At 71.8% G+C, this 17,718-nt stretch carries 15 protein-coding genes; 10 read left to right on the top strand and 5 right to left on the bottom strand.

The window, feature by feature from the left end; genetic code table 11:
• Nucleotides 1-54 precede the first annotated feature (54 nt).
• Genes ACQPZ4_RS05570 through ACQPZ4_RS05580 form a run of 3 tightly spaced genes read right to left on the bottom strand, consistent with a single transcriptional unit; the run spans nucleotide 55 to nucleotide 2,343 of the window.
• Entirely contained in the window at nucleotides 55-963 is a 909-nt protein-coding gene (locus ACQPZ4_RS05570; protein ID WP_433056787.1) for an ABC transporter permease, read from the bottom strand.
• Nucleotides 960-1,910 (bottom strand): ABC transporter ATP-binding protein, encoded by a 951-nt coding sequence (locus tag ACQPZ4_RS05575; protein WP_433066284.1) that lies wholly within the window; start codon nucleotides 1,908-1,910, stop codon nucleotides 960-962. Before ACQPZ4_RS05575 ends, ACQPZ4_RS05570 begins: the two co-directional genes overlap by 4 nt.
• Nucleotides 1,911-1,938: 28 nt before the next feature.
• On the bottom strand, nucleotides 1,939-2,343 hold the full coding sequence (locus ACQPZ4_RS05580) for a DUF3052 domain-containing protein (protein ID WP_433056789.1): 405 nt from the start codon (nucleotides 2,341-2,343) through the stop codon (nucleotides 1,939-1,941).
• Between the two features lie 92 nt (nucleotides 2,344-2,435).
• Between ACQPZ4_RS05580 and ACQPZ4_RS05585 the strand changes: the two genes are divergently transcribed.
• The 7 genes from ACQPZ4_RS05585 to ACQPZ4_RS05615 all read left to right on the top strand — a co-directional run bounded on the left by ACQPZ4_RS05585 (nucleotide 2,436) and on the right by ACQPZ4_RS05615 (nucleotide 8,828).
• Nucleotides 2,436-3,197, top strand: coding sequence for a GNAT family N-acetyltransferase (locus ACQPZ4_RS05585; RefSeq protein ID WP_433056791.1), 762 nt, complete (start codon nucleotides 2,436-2,438; stop codon nucleotides 3,195-3,197).
• A 5-nt stretch (nucleotides 3,198-3,202) separates the two neighbouring features.
• Complete coding sequence (locus ACQPZ4_RS05590; protein ID WP_433056793.1) at nucleotides 3,203-4,012, top strand: lysophospholipid acyltransferase family protein; 810 nt, start codon at nucleotides 3,203-3,205, stop codon at nucleotides 4,010-4,012.
• 94 nt (nucleotides 4,013-4,106) lie between these two features.
• The gene (locus ACQPZ4_RS05595; RefSeq protein ID WP_433056795.1) at nucleotides 4,107-4,928 is read left to right on the top strand and encodes a DUF4097 family beta strand repeat-containing protein; all 822 of its coding nucleotides are present in this window, start codon (nucleotides 4,107-4,109) and stop codon (nucleotides 4,926-4,928) included.
• Nucleotides 4,925-5,563 carry a PadR family transcriptional regulator gene (locus ACQPZ4_RS05600; RefSeq protein ID WP_433056797.1) on the top strand — a complete coding sequence of 213 codons (639 nt, stop codon included), beginning with the start codon at nucleotides 4,925-4,927 and terminating at the stop codon, nucleotides 5,561-5,563. The genes ACQPZ4_RS05595 and ACQPZ4_RS05600 overlap by 4 nt, the downstream gene beginning before the upstream one ends.
• A gap of 123 nt (nucleotides 5,564-5,686) precedes the next feature.
• Nucleotides 5,687-6,376 (top strand): response regulator transcription factor, encoded by a 690-nt coding sequence (locus ACQPZ4_RS05605; protein WP_433056799.1) that lies wholly within the window; start codon nucleotides 5,687-5,689, stop codon nucleotides 6,374-6,376.
• A gap of 11 nt (nucleotides 6,377-6,387) precedes the next feature.
• Nucleotides 6,388-7,839: a sensor histidine kinase gene (locus tag ACQPZ4_RS05610; protein ID WP_433056801.1), complete on the top strand. Its 1,452-nt coding sequence runs from the start codon at nucleotides 6,388-6,390 to the stop codon at nucleotides 7,837-7,839.
• Nucleotides 7,840-7,862: 23 nt separating this feature from the next.
• Complete coding sequence (locus ACQPZ4_RS05615; RefSeq protein WP_433056803.1) at nucleotides 7,863-8,828, top strand: S1C family serine protease; 966 nt, start codon at nucleotides 7,863-7,865, stop codon at nucleotides 8,826-8,828.
• Between the two features lie 83 nt (nucleotides 8,829-8,911).
• On the opposite strand, the gene glpK is transcribed toward ACQPZ4_RS05615, so the two are convergent.
• Nucleotides 8,912-10,387 (bottom strand): glycerol kinase GlpK, encoded by a 1,476-nt coding sequence (glpK, locus tag ACQPZ4_RS05620; RefSeq protein WP_433056805.1) that lies wholly within the window; start codon nucleotides 10,385-10,387, stop codon nucleotides 8,912-8,914.
• A gap of 106 nt (nucleotides 10,388-10,493) precedes the next feature.
• Between glpK and ACQPZ4_RS05625 the strand changes: the two genes are divergently transcribed.
• The 3 genes from ACQPZ4_RS05625 (at nucleotide 10,494) to ACQPZ4_RS05635 (ending at nucleotide 15,555) form a co-directional block, all read left to right on the top strand.
• On the top strand, nucleotides 10,494-13,865 hold the full coding sequence (locus ACQPZ4_RS05625; protein WP_433056807.1) for a metalloprotease: 3,372 nt from the start codon (nucleotides 10,494-10,496) through the stop codon (nucleotides 13,863-13,865).
• Nucleotides 13,866-14,123: 258 nt separating this feature from the next.
• Nucleotides 14,124-15,113, top strand: coding sequence for a hypothetical protein (locus ACQPZ4_RS05630; RefSeq protein WP_433056809.1), 990 nt, complete (start codon nucleotides 14,124-14,126; stop codon nucleotides 15,111-15,113).
• Nucleotides 15,114-15,204: 91 nt separating this feature from the next.
• Nucleotides 15,205-15,555, top strand: a complete 351-nt coding sequence (locus tag ACQPZ4_RS05635) for a hypothetical protein (protein ID WP_433056811.1) — start codon at nucleotides 15,205-15,207, stop codon at nucleotides 15,553-15,555.
• 47 nt (nucleotides 15,556-15,602) lie between these two features.
• On the opposite strand, the gene ACQPZ4_RS05640 is transcribed toward ACQPZ4_RS05635, so the two are convergent.
• Entirely contained in the window at nucleotides 15,603-17,714 is a 2,112-nt protein-coding gene (locus tag ACQPZ4_RS05640; protein WP_433056813.1) for a putative bifunctional diguanylate cyclase/phosphodiesterase, read from the bottom strand.
• Between the last annotated feature and the right edge of the window lie 4 nt (nucleotides 17,715-17,718).

Raw genomic sequence — 17,718 nt, forward strand, 5'->3', positions numbered from 1 at the left:
GATCTTGCAGTTGTGAACTTGCCGAACTCTTGAGCGAGTCCGGTGACGGTCCGGTTACGCGATGTCGCGCTTGCGGGTGATCAAGGTGCCGATGGTGCCGAGGACGACCGCCCAGCCGACGAGCACCACCACGCCGACCCAGCGGCCGGGCAGGTGGGTGTCGCCCATCTGGTCCTGCAGCGAGCCCACCACGTGCTCGGAGGCGAGCGGCGGGATGTACACCGCCGCCTGCAGGACCCAGTCCTCCTTGATCAGGTACTCGCGGACCAGCGCCAGCACGATCAGGGCCGCGTACGTACCGATGGTGTACACCACCGCGGCGGTGATGGTCGCGCCGATCTGGCTGCGCAGGAGCACCCCGATGCCGATGCCGAAGACCGCCCACAGCATGTACACGAGCAGGTTGAGCAGGATCGCCTGTTGCGCGTCCCAGTTGCCCAGGCTGTTGCCGACGCCCTCGCTCGAGAAGAAGATCGCGCCCACGATCAGGTTGATCGCGGTGGCGAGCAGCCAGAAGGCGAACGCCATGGCGGCGCCGGTGATCAGCTTGGCCACGATCACCTTGGTCCGCTTCGGCGTCGCCAGGAACGTCGCCGTCGCGGTCTGGTGGTAGAACTCGTTCGTGATCAGCAGGATCGCCAGCAGCATGACCATCATCAGGCCGAAGAACTGGCCCGACGTGTAGATGTTGGCCGCGATGCGGGCCAGGCCGGCCCCCGTGTGCGCGGCCGCGATCCGGTCCTTCTCGGCCTGGTTCTGGGCCAGGAAGTCGGCCTTCTGCTCGTCCGTCATGCCCGGCGGCGGGTCCTGGTTGAGGTAGTCCGGCGTGTGCAGCTGGGAGTCGGCCTGGGCGGCGTTGATCAGCAGCGCGAGCCCGACGAACACCAGCGAGCAGACCAGGAAGATCCACCACATGTTCGTGGTGCGCAGCTTGATCAGCTCGCTGCGGATGAGCCGGATCATCGGATGGCCGCCCTTCCCTGCGTGAGTTCGAGGAACACGTGCTCCAGGTCGGGGCGCTCGGCCATGAGCTCGTGCAGCTCGACGCCGGCCTGCAGGGCGAGCTTGCCCACCGCCGGGGCGTCGAGCCCGGTGACGAGGTGCGCGCCGTTGCCGTTGGGGTTGATCGCGCCGCCGGCCTCGCGCACCGCGGTGACCAGCTCCTGGATGTTGGGCGTGCGCACCCGGACGGCGCCCTGGGTCGAGCCCTGGCCGATGATCTTGTCGACCGGGCCCTGGGTGACCAGCTTGCCGGCGGCGATGATGACCACGTCGTCGGCGAGGATCTCCATCTCCGACAGCAGGTGGCTGGAGACGAGCACGGTGCGCCCCTGCTGGGCCAGGCCCTGCAGCAGCCCGCGCATCCAGCGGATGCCCTCGGGGTCCAGGCCGTTGGCCGGCTCGTCGAGGATCAGCACCTTCGGGTCGCCCAGCAGGGCTTGGGCGATGCCGAGGCGCTGCTTCATGCCCAGCGAGTAGCCGCGGAACTTGCGCTTGGCCGCGGTGGTGAGCCCGACCAGCTCCAGCACCTCGTCGACCCGCGACGTCGGGAAGCCGCCGGCCGCGGCCACGCAGCGCAGGTGGTTGCGCGCGGTGCGGCCCTTGTGGGCGGCCGAGGCCTCCAGGATCGCGCCGACCAGCTGCAGCGGCTCGGCTACGTCGGCGTAGCGGTGCCCGCTGATCGTCGCCGATCCCGCGGTCGGCGAGACGAGGTTGAGCACCATGCGCAGCGTTGTGGTCTTGCCGGCGCCGTTCGGGCCGAGGAACCCGGTCACGCGCCCCGGCTCGACCACGAACGACAAATTGTCGACGGCTCTGACGTTGCGGTACTGCTTCGTCAGGCCGGAGACGACGATCTGTCCGTCGGACAAGGCGCCGCTCCCTCCGTGAGAACAGGTGAAGGCGTCAATATGGCATGTCTGGACAAGTCCGCGCGATCTAGGGCCGCTCTGACACGCGGATGACATGCTTGAGCCCCGACCAGGTTTGGTCGATCGCGCACACCTTAACGTCGACTCGGCCGTTGGCCAGCGCATATTCGCGCACGACGTGCTCGTCGAGATCGGTCGGCAGGCCGGAGGCGCGCTTCGGCCAGGCCACCCAGAGCGCTCCGGCGGGCGGGGTGAGCCGGTGCAGAACCCGCCATCTGCGGCGCAACCGGGCCAGGTCGGGACAGAACACCACGATCACGTCGTACAGGCCGGGGGCGGGGCGGCGGTGCAGTACGACATCGGCCGGCAGTTCATCGAGGGTGAAGCCCGGCGGGGCGCCATCCAGCAGGATGCGATGCCCCGCATGGACGCCCAGCTTCTTGGGTAACGGTGTGCCTGAATATCCCGCCATGGCTGATCACGGTAACCACAGTTCACCCGCCCGCCATCAGGGAAACCTGTGAAGGTCAGCCATCCGCAGGGGTCGACGCTTACACCGAACGCATGACGATTCTCGCCGTCGCCACCGGCCCGCAAGAGCTGGGCGACTTGCAGCGTTACACCCTGCTGGTGGCCACGGACGGCGCCCAGGTCCGGGCCGCACAACGGCTCCGCCACGAGGTCTTCGCCGGTGAGCTGGGCGCCACCCTGCACAGCACCGAGTCGGGCCTCGACGTCGACCCGTTCGACGAGCACTGCGACCACCTGATCATCCGCGAGGAGCTCACGGGCCAGGTCGTGGGCACCTACCGGATGCTCCCGCCCGATAAGGCGGCGGCCGCCGGCGGCCTCTACGCCGACACCGAGTTCGACCTGTCCGGCCTCGCCCCGCTGCGCGGCGACCTGGTCGAGACCGGCCGCTCCTGCGTGCACCCCGACCACCGCAGCGGCGCCGTCATCAACCTGATGTGGGCCGGCATCGCGCGGTACATGCACCTGCACGGCCACCGCTGGCTCGGCGGCTGCGCGTCGGTCCCGCTGGCCGACGGCGGCGAGACGGCGGCGGGCGTCTGGGACCTCGCCCAGCGCAAGCACATGGTGCCCAGCGCCTGGCGGGTGCGCCCGCGCAACCCGTGGACCACGACGGCCGAGACGCCGGCCAAGGTCGCGGTGCCGCCGCTGCTCAAGGGCTACCTGCGGCTGGGCGCCTGGATCGCCGGCGCGCCGGCCCACGACCCGGACTTCGACTGCGCCGACTTCTACGTGCTGCTGTCGCTGGACCGGATCAACCCGCGGTACATGCGCCACTTCCTCGGACAGGAGTGACGGCCATGGCAGTCATGGACAGCCTCTGGCTGCCCCGTTCCACCTGCGGCGCGGACTGCCTCGCCGACCACCCGTCCCGGCACGTGTCCCACCTGGTCATGGCCAAGCGGGCGCTGGTCACGGGCTCGGTGCTGGTCTTCGCCGCGCTCTGCGTGCCGGTGCTGGCCCTGCTGCCCCAGCGGCAGCTGATCAAGGCCCAGCGGCGGCTGGCCCGCGCCGTGCTGGGCGGCCTCGGCATCCGGCACTCCTCGACGGGGAAGATCCCCCAGTCGAGCGCGCTGCTGGTGGCCAACCACGTGAGCTGGCTCGACGTGATCGTGATCCTCGCCCACGCGCCGGCCCGCCTGCTGGCCAAGCGCGAGGTCCGGTACTGGCCCCTGATCGGCCGCCTCGCCGCCACGCTGGGCACCGTGTTCGTGGACCGGTCCCGCCCGAAGAGCCTGCCGGCCACGGTCGCCGAGGTGAGCCGCAACCTCGCCGCGGGCGGCGTGGTGGCGGTCTTCCCCGAGGGCACGACCTGGTGCGGGCGCATGGGCGGCACCTTCCGCCCGGCGATGTTCCAGTCCGCGGTCGACGCCGGCGTGCCGGTGGTCCCGGTCCGCCTCACGTTCGCCCAGAACGGGGTGGTCACGACGGTGGCCGCGTTCATCGGCGACGAGTCGCTGGCCGCCTCGCTGAAGCGGGTGATCGCGGCCCGCGACCTGACCATCAGCCTGCGGGCGCACCCGAAGATCCACCCGGCCCCCTGCGAGCGGGACACCCACCCCCGCCGGGTGCTGGCCAAGGCGGCCGCCTCGGTGGTGGGCCCCGCCTGAGCTCCGTGCGGAAATTGGCCCGGTCGCGACCGGGCCAATTTTTATGTCGTGTCACACAGTCGCGATGTATCGCGTTTGCCGCTACGCTGAAGCCATGACCGAGTGGAAGATCAGCGAGCCGGAGCGGCTCGCGCTCGACGGGGAGGTCGTCGACCTCAACGTGTCGCTCGTCGCCGGGCGGCTCAACGTCGTCGGCTCCGACGAGGGCCCGGCCCGGGTCGAGGTGGCCGAGATCGCCGACCGGGCCGTGAACGTCTCGGTCGCGGGCGGGCGCCTCGACGTGTCCCAGGACTTCCCCAAGGGCTGGCCCGGGTTCCTGTGGTGGCTGTTCGGCTCCCGGTTCAAGGTCGACGTCTCCGTCGTCGTGCCGACCGGGGCCACCGTCAAGCTGCACGTCGCGTCGGGCACGGTCATCGCGTCCTCGCTGCGCAACGGCGCCGAGGTCGACGTGACCAGCGGCCGGATCACGCTGCTCGGCATCGACGGGCCGGTCAAGGGCCGGATCGTGTCCGGCTCCATCGAGGGCCTGACGCTCGGCGGCGAGGTCGCCCTGGAGACGGTGTCCGGCGAGATCGTGGTGGCCGACTCGACCGCGGCCAAGGTCAGCGCCCGTACCATCTCCGGCTCCGTCACCTGCGACCTGGACAACCCGCCGGACGGCACCGAGGTCCACCTGGACACCGTGTCGGGCGAGATCACGGCCCGGGTGCGGGAGGACAGCGACCTGCGGGTCAGCCTGCACGCCGTCTCCGGGCACGTCCTCAACGCGTTTCCCGAGCTCGACCAGCACGGCCGCAACAGCGTGACCGGGCGGCTCGGCAGCGGCACGGGCGGGCATCTGGCCGCCAGCGCGACGTCTGGCAGCATCTCGTTGTTGAGACGGCCGGTCGACGACGAGGAAGAGACGACAGCATGAGCGCGGTGTTCAGCCACGGAAGGCTGCGGCTGTACCTGCTGAAGCTGCTCAACGAGGGCCCGCGCCACGGCTACGAGCTGATCCGGCTCCTCGAGAACCGCTTCCACGGCCTCTACGCCCCGTCGGCCGGCACCATCTACCCCCGGCTGCAGCGCATGGAGGCGGACGGCCTCATCACGCACACGGCCGAGGGCGGGCGGAAGGTCTACGAGATCACGGACGCCGGCCGGGCCGAGCTGGAGCGCCGGGCCGCCGAGATCGAGGCGCTGGAGGCCGACATCAACGCCTCGCTCGCCGACCTCTCGAGCCTGGCCGACGAGGTCGAGCAGGGCGTGCGCGGCTCGGTCCGCGACCTCAAGCGCGAGCTCAAGGAGGCCAGCCGCCAGGTGCGCAACGCGCCGGGCGGGCCGACCTCGTTCGGGTGGGGGTACCCGCCGCGGCCGGGCTCGGCGAGCACCCGCCCGGCCGCTCCGCCGCCGTCCGACGTGGTGGCCGAGCTGGAGGACAAGGCCGCGCTGCTGCTGGCCGAGGTGCGCCGCCTCGCGCGGGCCGGGCGGGCCAGCCAGGAGACCATGCGGGCCACCCTCGTGGTGTTGGACGGCGCGATCGACCAGGTGAGACGCTTGCTGCGGTAGGTGGGACGGGTGCCCAGGAATTTCCCAGGCAACCACCAGCCCTACTTCAGCGGAGGGCGGAAAGATATGCGCATGGGGGTACGAGGCGGCGTCGCACAATCCGGGGGTGCATCGTCGCCAGGCGTGGCGCAGGCTGAGGCGAGGCTGCTCGTGGTCGAGGACGACCCGAATATCCGCGAGCTCCTCTCCGCCAGCCTGCGTTTCGCCGGTTTTGCGGTTGACGCCGTGACCACCGGCAGTGAGGCGGTCACGGCGGCCCGCGACTCCAAGCCCGATCTCGTCGTGCTCGACGTGATGCTCCCCGACCTCGACGGCTTCGAGGTCATCCGGCGCCTGCGCGAGGGCGGCGTCCGGCTTCCGGTCGTCTTCCTGACCGCCCGCGACGGCACCGAGGACAAGGTCCGCGGCCTCACGCTCGGCGGCGACGACTACGTGACCAAGCCGTTCAGCCTGGAGGAGCTCACCGCCCGCATCCGGGCCGTGCTGCGCCGCACCGCCGGCGACCCCGGGCCCAACCGGCTGGTCTTCCACGACCTGGAGCTGGACGAGGAGACGCACGAGGTGAGCCGGGCGGGGCAGACCATCGCGCTGTCCCCGACCGAGTTCAAGCTGCTGCGGTACCTCATGCTCAACGCCGGCCGGGTCCTGTCCAAGGCGCAGATCCTCGACTTCGTGTGGAACTACGACTTCCGCGGCGACGACAGCATCGTGGAGTCGTACATCTCGTACCTGCGCCGCAAGGTCGACATCACCGAGCCGCGGCTGATCCACACGCTGCGGGGCGTGGGCTACGTCCTGCGCCTGCCTGTCTGAGCCGCGCGCCGGTGCGCTTCATCGCGGACGTGCCGCTGCGGGTCAAGCTCGTCGCGGCCGTCCTGACCCTCGTCACCATGGCCCTGCTGGTCATCGGCGTCGCGAGCGCCCTGGTGATGCGCAGCTCCATGATCGACAAGGTCGACGGCCAGCTGCGCCAGCTGGCCGGTGCGGTGGACCTCAACCGGCTCCGCCCCGGCACCGAGACGCCGGTCGTGCAGAGCAACTACTTCTTCTTCTGGCTCGCCCGGGACGCCAACGACGACCTCGGCCTGGCCACCGCCGGCGGGCCCGACAAGGCCGACCGGCCGCCGCTGCCGACGTCCAGCGAAGACCTGGTCGATCACCTCGGCGAGCCCTACACGGTGACCGCCGAGAAGACCCACGAGCGCTGGCGGGTCCTGATCATCCAGCGGGCCGGCAACTCGTACGGCGTGAACGTCCTCGGCGTCGCCGAGAACCTCTCGATGATCGACAACGCGGTCGACGAGCTGGTCGCGGCCGAGCTGTTCATCGGCGCGGGCGTGCTCGTGGTCATCGCCGCGGTCGGGGTCACGATCGTGCGGACCAGCCTGCAGCCCCTGCGCGAGATCGAGCGCACCGCGGCCGCGATCGCCGCCGGCGACCTGACGAAACGCGTGCCCGAGAGCCCGCCCGAGACGGAGATGGGCCATCTCGCCGGCGCGCTGAACACGATGCTCGGCCAGATCGAGGGCGCCTTCCGCGTCCGCGCGGCCTCCGAGGAGCGCATGCGGCAGTTCATCGCCGACGCCTCCCACGAGCTGCGCACGCCGCTGACCACGATCCGGGGCTTCGCCGAGCTGTACCGCCAGGGCGCCGCCCGCGAGCCCGAGCAGACCGAGGGCCTGCTGCGGCGCATCGAGGACGAGGCGGCCCGGATGGGGCTCCTGGTCGAGGACCTCCTGCTGCTGGCCCGCCTGGACGAGGAGCGCCCGCTCAGCCTGGCCGACATGGACCTGCGCGTGATCGCCGGGGACGCGGTCGCGGCCGCCTCCGCCGTCGCCCCGGACCGCGAGATCAAGCTGGATTTCGAGGTCGACGAGCCGGTCGAGGTCAACGGGGACGAGGCCCGCCTGCGCCAGGTGGTCGGCAACCTCATGACGAACGCGCTGACCCACACCCCGCCCGGGTCGCCGGTCGAGCTCGCGCTGCGCCGCGACGGCGGCGACGCGCTGATCGAGATCGTGGACCACGGGCCGGGCCTGACCGACGAGCAGGCGGCCCGGGTGTTCGAGCGCTTCTACCGCGTCGACAAGGCGCGCACCCGCCAGCAGGCCGGCGGCTCGCACAGCGGCAGCGGGCTGGGGCTGGCGATCGTGGCCGCGCTCGTCGCCGTACACCAGGGAACGGTCTCGGTCTTCGTCACTCCGGGTGGTGGGGCCACCTTCCAGGTTCGCCTGCCGCTCACAGTCGCTTCCCAGGTCGCTCCCGGGGGTCAGTAAGCAATCCCGGCCAAGCTCAATGTATGAGCGAACAGCAGGGATGGGCACAGCAGCCGGCCTCCGAAGCACAGCAGCACATGCCGACCAACACGGTGCCGGCGCACGTCCCGCACATGCAGCACCCGCCGCAGTGGTACCCGCCACAGTCACCCTATGTGACGCCCGCCACGGCGGTTCCGGCGCCTCTGCAGCGCCGCCGGCTGGGCAAGGGCGTCGTCGCGGTGGTCGCCGCGGTCGCGCTCTCCATCACCGCGGCCTTCGGCGGCGGGGTGGCCGCCCTGGAGCTGCGCCCGGCGAGCACGACGAGCACCGTGATCAGCGCGCAGAACTCCAGCACCTCGTCGACGGGCACGTCCAGCCTGTCCGACGTGGCCGCCGCGGTCCTGCCGAGCGTGGTGTCGATCAACACCGGCTCCGCGATCGGCTCCGGCGTCATCATCACCACTGACGGCGCCATCCTCACCAACAACCACGTCGTCGCGACCGCCCGCGGCAACACGGTGCAGATCACCTTCTCCGACGGCAAGACCGGCACCGCGCAGATCGTCGGCACCGAGCCGGACAGCGACCTGGCCGTCGTCAAGATCACGGGCGGCGGCACCTACACGCCGCTGGCCTTCGCCGACAGCTCCTCCGTCAAGGTCGGCGACACGGTCCTGGCCATCGGCAGCCCGCTGGGCCTGGAGGCCACGGTGACCTCCGGCATCGTCAGCGCGCTCAACCGCACCATCGACGAGAGCGCCGAGTCGGGCCAGGGCAGCCGCGGCCAGCAGCAGACCTCGGGCGGCGCGAGCATCCCGGGCGCGATCCAGACCGACGCCGCGATCAACCCCGGCAACTCGGGCGGCGCGCTGGTGAACCTGTCGGGCCAGCTGATCGGGATCAACACCGCGATCGCCTCGACGAGCGAGACGGCCGGCAGCATCGGCGTCGGCTTCGCGATCTCCAGCAACACCGCCAAGACCGTCGCTCAGCAGCTCCTCGCGTAGAGCTGCACCACAGGCTGGTTTCCCCTCCAGAAAGGAAGAAGCGGCGCACTTGGTGGAGTGCGCCGCTTCTTTCTGGTCTTCGGTCAATCGGCCCAGCCGAACGAGCGCTCGACCGCCCGCAGCCACAGCGCATGGCCGCGGTCCCGCTGCTCGGCCGCCATCGACGGCTCCCAGCGCTTGTCGACGTGCCACTTCTCGCGCAGCGCGTCGGTGTCCGGCCAGAAGCCGACCGCCAGCCCGGCCGCGTAGGCAGCGCCCAGGGCCGTGGTCTCGGCGACCGTCGGGCGCACCACGGGCACGTCCAGCACATCGGCCTGGAAGCCCATCAGCAGGTCGCTCGCGGTCATGCCGCCGTCGACCTTGAGGGTTTCCAGCGGTACCGCGGATTCGGCCATCATCGCGTCCACGACGTCCTTCACCTGCCAGGCCGTCGCCTCCAGGGCCGCGCGGGCGAGGTGGCCCTTGGTGACGTAGCCGGTGAGCCCGGTGATGACGCCCCGCGCGTCCGGGCGCCAGTGCGGCGCGAACAGGCCCGCGAAGGCCGGGACGATGTAGCAGCCGCCGTTGTCGGAGACGGTCGCGGCCAGGTCGTTGATCTCCGGGGCGGAGGCGATCAGGCCGATGTTGTCGCGCAGCCACTGCACCAGCGAGCCGGTGATGGCGATCGAGCCCTCGAGGGCGTAGACGGGGTCGGCGTCGCCGATGCGGTACCCGACCGTCGTCACCAGCCCGCGCTCGCTCGCCACCGGCCGGGTGCCGGTGTTGAGCAGCAGGAACGAGCCGGTGCCGTAGGTGCACTTGGCCTCGCCGGGGGCGAAGCACGCCTGCCCGAACAGGGCCGCCTGCTGGTCCCCGAGCGCGCTGGCGACCGGCACGCCGTGCAGGAGCGTCTTGGCCTCGCCGTACACGTAGGACGAGGAGCCGATCTCCGGCAGCATGACCCGCGGGATGCCGAACGCCGCGAGCAGCTCCTCGTCCCAGTCCAGCGTGGTCAGGTTCATGAGCATGGTCCGGCTGGCGTTGGTCACGTCGGTGACGTGCCGGCCGGTCAGCTTCTCGATGAGCCAGGTGTCCACGGTGCCGAAGCGGATCTCGCCCGCCTCGGCCCGTTTCCGCAGGCCCGGGACGTTGTCGAGGAGCCAGACCACCTTCGGGGCGGCGAAGTAGGTGGCCAGCGGCAGGCCGCAGCGCTCGCGGAACCGGTCCGGCCCGGCGTCCCCGGCGAGCGTGCGGATCAGGGCGTCGGTGCGGGTGTCCTGCCAGACGATGGCGGGGTGCACCGGCTCGCCGGTGCGGGCGTCCCACAGGATCGTGGTCTCGCGCTGGTTGGTGATGCCGATGGCGGCGACATCGGCGCGGCTGAGCCCGGCCTGGTCCAGGGCGCGGGTCGACACCGCCTGGACGTTGTGCCAGATCTCGACCGGGTCGTGTTCGACCCAGCCGGGGCGGGGGAAGCTCTGACGGTGTTCGCGCTGGTCAAGCGCCACGATGGCGCCGTCGGCGTCGAACACGATCGCACGGGTGGAGGTCGTGCCCTGGTCGATGGCGAGGATGTACACAGTGCCATCTTCGCCGAAGGTCTGTCACGTTCGGGACGGAACCTTTGCCGCCTTCTCCCGCACGCCTAGAGTCCGTGCCCGGAACTGTGTCCGAACAGGAGATTCCGTGTCGGTCATCGAGACGCGCATCAGTGTCTGGGAGGCGCTCGCGGGGCGCGCCCCGGGGGTCCCGCTCGGCCCGTCCGACGTCGGCTTGTGGCACGCGGTCTCGGACCGGCTCAACCCGGCCCGGGCCCGGCCGGTGCTGCGCCCCGACGTCGAGGCGGTCGCGCTGACGTCCGCGCGCGGCGTCGAGTACGTCATGCTGCGCTCGCCCGACCACGGCGAGTCGAGCTATCTGCGGTTGACGCCGGAGGAGTACCGGCTGGCGCAGCAGATGGACGGCAGCAAGACCGTCGCCCGGCTGGTCGCCGAGTTCGCGCGCATCTCCGGCCGGCTCGCGCCCGAGCAGGTGACCCGGATCGTGGCCGACCTGGCCGGCAACCGGATGCTCGACGAGCTGCCCGTCGACGCGTTCAGCAAGCTGCAGCGGGTGCACCGGCGGCCGTGGCCGATCCGGCTGGGCAAGGGGCTGCTGGCCACCGCCCAGGGGCGCCGGGTCGTGCTCGCGCGCGTCGATCCGATCGTGACCTTCCTGTACAAGGCGGGCGGCCGGATCTTCTTCACCCGGATCATGGCCACGCTCTGCGGGCTCGTCGCGCTGGCCGGCCTGGCCGTGTTCGTGTGGAACTGGTTCCGGGCCGACCAGTCGGTGTTCCTCACCAACGACTCCTACTTCGCCGGCGCCCTGGTCCTGCTCGGCCTCAACGTGCTCGCGCTGGCCTGTCACGAGCTCGGGCACGCGCTGGGCGCCAAGCACGCCGGAAGACGGGTGCCGGTCGCGGGCTTCCTCGTGTACTTCGGGATCCCCTCGGTCTTCGTCGACACCACCGACGTGTGGATGGCCGGCCGCCGCGCGCGGCTCGTCACGACCATCGCCGGCCCGGCCACCGGCCTGGTGCTCGCCGGCGCCTGCCAGCTCGTCGGGGTGTTCTTCCCGGAGCTGCAGCCCTGGACGTTCAAGCTGGCCTTCGCGTGGTACCTCAACGCGCTGTTCAACCTCAACCCGTTCATGGCCCTCGACGGCTACTACCTGCTCATGGACTGGCTCGAGGTGCCCAACCTGCGGGCCCGCGGCCTGGCCTGGGTGATCGCCCGCCTGCGCCGCCGCCCCCCGCGCTTCGGCGACCTCGACCGCGAGGGGCGCCTCGTCGCGCTGTACGGCATGCTCGCCGTCATCTGGATCGCCATCGCGATCAACATCGTCTACCGCGTGTACACCGACCGCGTGGCCGGCGTCGTGACCGGCCTGTGGAACGCCGGCTGGCTCGCCCGCGCCCTGCTCGCCGTGATCGTGGTGGGGCTGCTCGCGCCGGTCGTGTACCTGTTCTTCGGGTGGCTGCGCCGCCGCGGCCGCCGCCTGCGGGACCGGCTGGGGGAGCGCAAGCTCGGCCGCGACGAGCCCCGCCGGTTCGCCGCGCTGAGCACCTCGGCGCTGTCCAACCTGCCGCCGGAGGCCCTGGCCCGGCTGGCCGCCGACGCCCGCTGGGTCCACCCGCGCACCGGCGACCAACTCGTCTTCGCCGGCGCCGCCCAGCCGTCGGTCTACGTCGTCGTCGACGGTGCCCTGGAGGCGCGCCGTCCGGGCGATCCCACCGGTACCGTCCGCGAGCGCGTCGGCCGCGGCGGCGTCGTCGGCCTGGCCAACGCCCTGACCGGCGCCCCGGCCGCGCTGGGCTGGATGACCGCGGGGACCACGCTGCTGGCCATCCCGTCCTCGACGGTCTCCTCGGCCGTCGGCCCGCTGCCCGGCCCGCCGCCGGTCGAGTGGGCCGAGCTGGAGCAGCTCATCGGCGAGACGCCGGCCCTGTCCGCGCTCGGCCCGGAGGACCGGCTCGGCCTGCTGACCCGCGCCCGGCCCATGCAGCTCGGCCCCGGCCAGCCGGTCGTCCTGCGCACCGGCAACGACGCCCTCGTCATCGAGTCGGGCTCGCTGCAGCTGCCGGAGGGGGTGGAGCTGCACCGGGGATCGATGATCGGGCCGTACGGCGACGGCTCGCCCGGCCAGGTCGCCACCGCCCGCACACCGGCCCGCGCCTGGCTGCTGCCCGCCGTGGCCGGCCTGCCGCTGCTGCTCGGCCGCACCGCCGACACCACCCCGTCGGGCGGCCGCCGTCCGACCGCCGGCGCGCACCCGCTGATCGGGTACCCGCCGCTGGCCGCCCCGCCCGGCCCGCCCGCCCCCGCCGACGACAGCGTGGACCGCCGCCTCGAGCGCCGCCTGTGGTGGCTGCTCGTGCTGCTCCTCCTGCTCGCTGTTTTCCTGACCGGCGCCAACCTCTTCACCGGCCCGGTCTGGGCCGAGATGCCCACCGACAGCGCCCTGGTCACGGTGACCCGCGGCGAGGCCACGGTCCGCGTCAACGGCACGGATCGCGTGCTGACCCGCAACGCCAAGGTGTACGTCCAGCAGAGCGACTCGGTCCGCGTGAACCCCAAGTCGACGGCGTCCCTGACCTTCCGCGGCGGCAGCGCCACGGTCCTCTGCGCCGGCGTCGACGTGCGGGTGGGCACGCTGGTCAGCGGCCAGCAGACGCCGATCGAGCCGACGGCCGCGCTGACCCTGAACGCGGGGCGCGTGCTCGTCGACACGACCAGCACGACGACGGCGTTCAAGCCCTTGCGTCTCACCGTGGGGCCTGTGACGAATGAGGGGTCGGCGCGGTTCGCCCTGACCGCCTCCGGCTCGCCTGAGGTGGGCCGCGGGGTGGTGACGTCGTCCGGGACCGTCGTGCCGCCGTCGTCCTCGGCCGATCTGACCTGCGGGGACGGGGTGGCGCTGCCGAAGCCCGGCGGGACGCCTACGGTGGTGCCGTCCGCTTCGGACACGCCGTCGGAGCTGCCGTCGCCGAGCGAGTCGCCGTCGGCTTCGGCGTCGGCCTCGGACACCCCGACTCCGACCGCGACCCCGACCCGCACGACCGCCGGTCCGACCCGCACGACCGCCGGTCCGACCCGCACCACCGCCGGGCCGCCGCCGACCACGGCCGGCCCGACGACCTCGCCGCCGCCGCCCTACCGGCCGCCGGTCGTGGTGACCATCAACCAGTCGACCGGCTCGATCGACCAGACCATGGCGACCGGCGGGACCTGCAACGGCGGCTCGATGACGTTCTCGATCAACGCCGCGGTGCAGGCCGGCGAGGCCCCGATCCGAGGCGTCACGGTGTCGTGGAGCGGGTTCGCGTCCGGCTCCCGCGCCATGTCCCGCGACGGCAACTACTACGGCACCATCGGACCGATCAACTACCCGGGCAAGCCCAACGCGGGCGGCACCCTCAGCATCACGGTCACCGCCATCGACACCAACGGCAAGACCGGTTCCAAGTCCGGGTCGCAGATCGGTGTTCTGAAGTGCTCCCCGCCAGTTATCTCATGAGGAGAAAGCGTGCTGTGTTGGTTCTGCGCGAAGGCGGCGCGGGGGTCGTGCCGGTTCTGCGGTCGTGGACTGTGTGAGGACCACGCGAAGTTCGGCCCCTACCTGCTGGAGGTGCACCGTTCGCAAAGCCGCGGGCGGGCCGAGGGGCTCGTGGTGGAGGACGCTGTGCAGTGCGGGACCTGCCGGCCGCGTCCGCAGCCGATACCGATGCCGGAGCTCGACTGAGCTTTGGCGGTACACGAAAACTGGGGGAAAGCGATGTCCGACTTCGATGAGGTGCTGGAGCGCCTGCTCGGCGACCCGGCGTTCAAGGCGCAGCTCGCGGCCGATCCGGCGGGGACGCTGGCCGGCTATCGGCTGAGCCCCGACGAGCTGGACATCCTGCAGTCCCAGGTCGGCGAGGCGGGCGGGCAGGCCCACGTGGAGCAGCGCACGAGCAAGGCGAGCATGTTCGGCGTGTTCTCGTCGATCGGCTCCGGGCTGGGCGACGTCCTGCACCACGGCGGCGGGATCAGCGGGCACGGGCTGGGCTCGAGCGGCGCCGACATGGGGCAGCGCATGCACGACGTGGTCGAGCAGCAGTCCGGGGGGCGGCACGCCGCGATCGAGCCGGCCGACCAGGGCGGCGGGTCCACCATCGGGCACGCCGTGCAGGACGCCGGTGCGGGGCGGCACTCCGTGGGGACGTCGCACCTGGAGTACCACTCGGAGACGCACTACTCGGAGTCGCACTCGTCGGGCACGGTGTACCACGCCAGCACCTACAGCGGGGCGACCGGCGGCACGCCGCACGAGCCCGACGGGGGTGCGGCGGGTGCGGCGGCGGGGCTGGCCGGATATCAGCCGGGGGACCAGGCCGGCGGCGGGATCGGGGCCGGGCTGTCGGACATCGGTCAGCACGCCGGGCCCACGGGCGGCGGCGGGGTCGGCGGCGGGCTGGCCGGGGTGGCGCAGCAGGCGGGGCACGCGCAGGTGCCCGGGCAGGCGCCCACCGACGGCTACCACACCCGGGTGGACTGGGACGGCGACGGGCGCTGGGACCAGCACACGTACGTCAACCGGGCCGACGGCGGGGTGGACATCGTGGTCGACAGCGACGGCGACGGGCGGCCCGAGTTCGTCGGGCACGACACCGACCGGGACGGCCTGATCAACTCCTCCGAGGTGGACACCAACCGCGACGGGGTCATGGACGCGCGCTACGAGGACCTCAACGGCGACGGGTGGCTGGACCGCCGCACGCGGTGAGTGGCACGTTTCCGGGAGCCGCCCGTTCCGCTCGCTCTCTACCGTTCTAGAGGTACCGCAGCAGCGGTACCAAAGGATTCCGGGAGCGGTTATGAGCGACTTTGACCTCGACTGGGGCATGGAGCACGAACTCCACGTCGACCACGACGGCGGAGTCGATCACGTTTCCGGCTTCAGCGACGACCACGGGCACGACACCTACAGCCACGACCACGAGCACGACCTGAGCTCCGACGGCGACCTCGACGGCGTGACCGACGCGCCGCACGACGAGCCGCTGAGCCTGGACGAACCGGACCTCGACCTGCCGGACTGGCAGCTGGACACCGACTTCCTGGACGGGCACTACGACCTGGTGGGCGCGGACCCGCACGAAAACGACATGTGGTCGCAGTTCATGACCGACATGCACGAAGAGGTCAATCCGTACGCCGCCAACTGATCCCCGGCCGGTGCGCTCCGGAGTGCACCGGCCGGCTCCAAACGCGCTTACAGCTTGATCGCGCTCGCCGGCCCGGAGCTGGCGTAGTACCAGCCCTGGGCTGTGTCGCAGCCCAGGTCGCGCAGCCGGGTCGCCTGCTCGGCCGTCTCGACACCCTCCGCCGTGACGCTCAGCTTCAGCGTGTGGGCCAGGCCGATGACCGCCGCCACGATCTCCTGGTCGACCGGGTCGGGCCCCTCCGGCGGGCGCAGGCCGGCCACGAAGGACCCCGCCAGCTTGAGGCTGTGCACGGGCAGGTTGCGCAGGTAGGCGAAGTTCGAGTACCCGGTGCCGAAGTCGTCGATCGCGATCCGCGGGCCGAGCGCGGCCAGCGCGTTGAGCGCCTCGATCGGATCGCCGCCGGTGCCCATGACCGCGCTCTCGGTCAGCTCCAGCTGCAGCCCCGCCGGCGGCAGGCCGGTCTGCTCCAGGATCGCGCGCACGTCGCGGACGATCGTGCGGTCCCGCATCTGGCGCACGGCCAGGTTGACGCTCATGATCGGCGCCCGGTCGCCGACCGCCTTGTGCCACTCCGCGGCCTGGCGGCAGGCCTCGTGCAGGACCCATCGCCCGAGCGGGACGATGAGCCCGGTCTCCTCGGCCATCCCGATGAACGCGTCCGGCCCCAGCACCCCGAAGCGGGGGTGCCGCCAGCGCACCAACGCCTCGACGCCGATGGTCACCCCGTCACTGAGACGGACCAGCGGCTGGTACTCCACGAAGAACTCGCGCCGCTCCAGCGCCGCCGGCATCGAGGCCGACAGCTCGTACCGCTTCACCTCGCGCGTGTGCCGCTCGGCGTCGAAGAGCGCGAGCCGGTTGCGCCCGTCGGCCTTGGCCCAGTACAGCGTGGTGTCGGCGGCCTTCATGAGCTCGCCGGTGCTCGTCCCGCGCAGCGGCTGCTCGACCACCCCGATGCTCGCCGAGATGCTGATCTCGTGGCCGCCGACGTGGACCGGTGCCCGTACCGTATCCAGGGCTTTTTCGGCCACCGCGACGACATCCTCGATGCCGCCGCACTGTTCGACCAGCACCACGAACTCGTCGCCGCCCATCCGGGCCACGAGCTGGTGCTCGCCGTTGATCGAGCGGGCCAGCCGGCGGGCCACGGTCTGCAGCAGCTGGTCGCCGACGTCGTGGCCGAGGGTGTCGTTGATGACCTTGAAGCCGTCGACGTCGAGGTAGCACACGCCGATGCGGGCCTCGTCGTCCTCGCCCTCGGCCTCCAGCAGGGCGCCCAGCCGCTCGAAGAACAGCGTGCGGTTGGGCAGCTGGGTGAGCGGGTCGTGCAGGGCCTGGTGGCGGAGGCGGACCTGCAGGAGGTACCGCTCGGTGATGTCCTCGAACATCGCCACCAGCCACCGCGGGCGGCCGTCCTCGTCGCGGATGATCGAGGCGACCAGGTCGGTCCAGACGCGGTGCCCGTCCTTGTGCACGTACGGCTTCTCGATGCGGAACTGGTCCCGCCCGCCGGAGAGCACCTCGTCGAACATCGCGCCGGCGGTCGGCGGGTCCTCGGGCAGCACGAAGTCGTCGAAGGACATCGCCCGGAGCTCCTCGGCGGTGTACCCGAGCATGTCGCACAGCGCCTGGTTGACCTCGATCACCTGGCCGTCGATGGTGCTCACGCTCATGCCGATGGCCGCCCCGGCGAAGATCGCCTGGAACCGGGCCTCGCTGACCCGCCGGCCCTCCTCGGCGCGGGCCCGGGCCCACAGCGCCGCGGTGCGGATCTCCTCCTGCTCGTCGAGCACCCGGTCGCGCAGCGCGAGCGCGTAGCCCGACGCGAGCGCGCCCTGGATCTGCGCGACCCGCTTCACCGGCGCGTTGCCGAACTGCTCGGCGAGCACCGCGAGGCTGCGCTCCAGCGTCGTCGGCTCGGTGAAGTGCGCGGCGACCAGCGTCGAGCCGACCTCGCGCATGTCGGTCGGGTCGAAGGTCTCGGCCGTGAGCGCGTGGATGATCCGCGTCGCGAGGCTGGTCAGGAAGTCCTGGACCTCGAGGCCGTTCATCGACACGTAGCTGGTCCCGGCGATGGCCAGCGACCAGGCGCGCGCCATCCGTTCGGCGGCGCGATGGGGGCGGTCCCACGAAGTCGGCGTGGGGCTGATGGCGGTCATGATC

This window comes from Dactylosporangium sp. CS-033363 (genome assembly GCF_050942475.1).
Taxonomy (GTDB): Bacteria; Actinomycetota; Actinomycetes; order Mycobacteriales; family Micromonosporaceae; genus Dactylosporangium.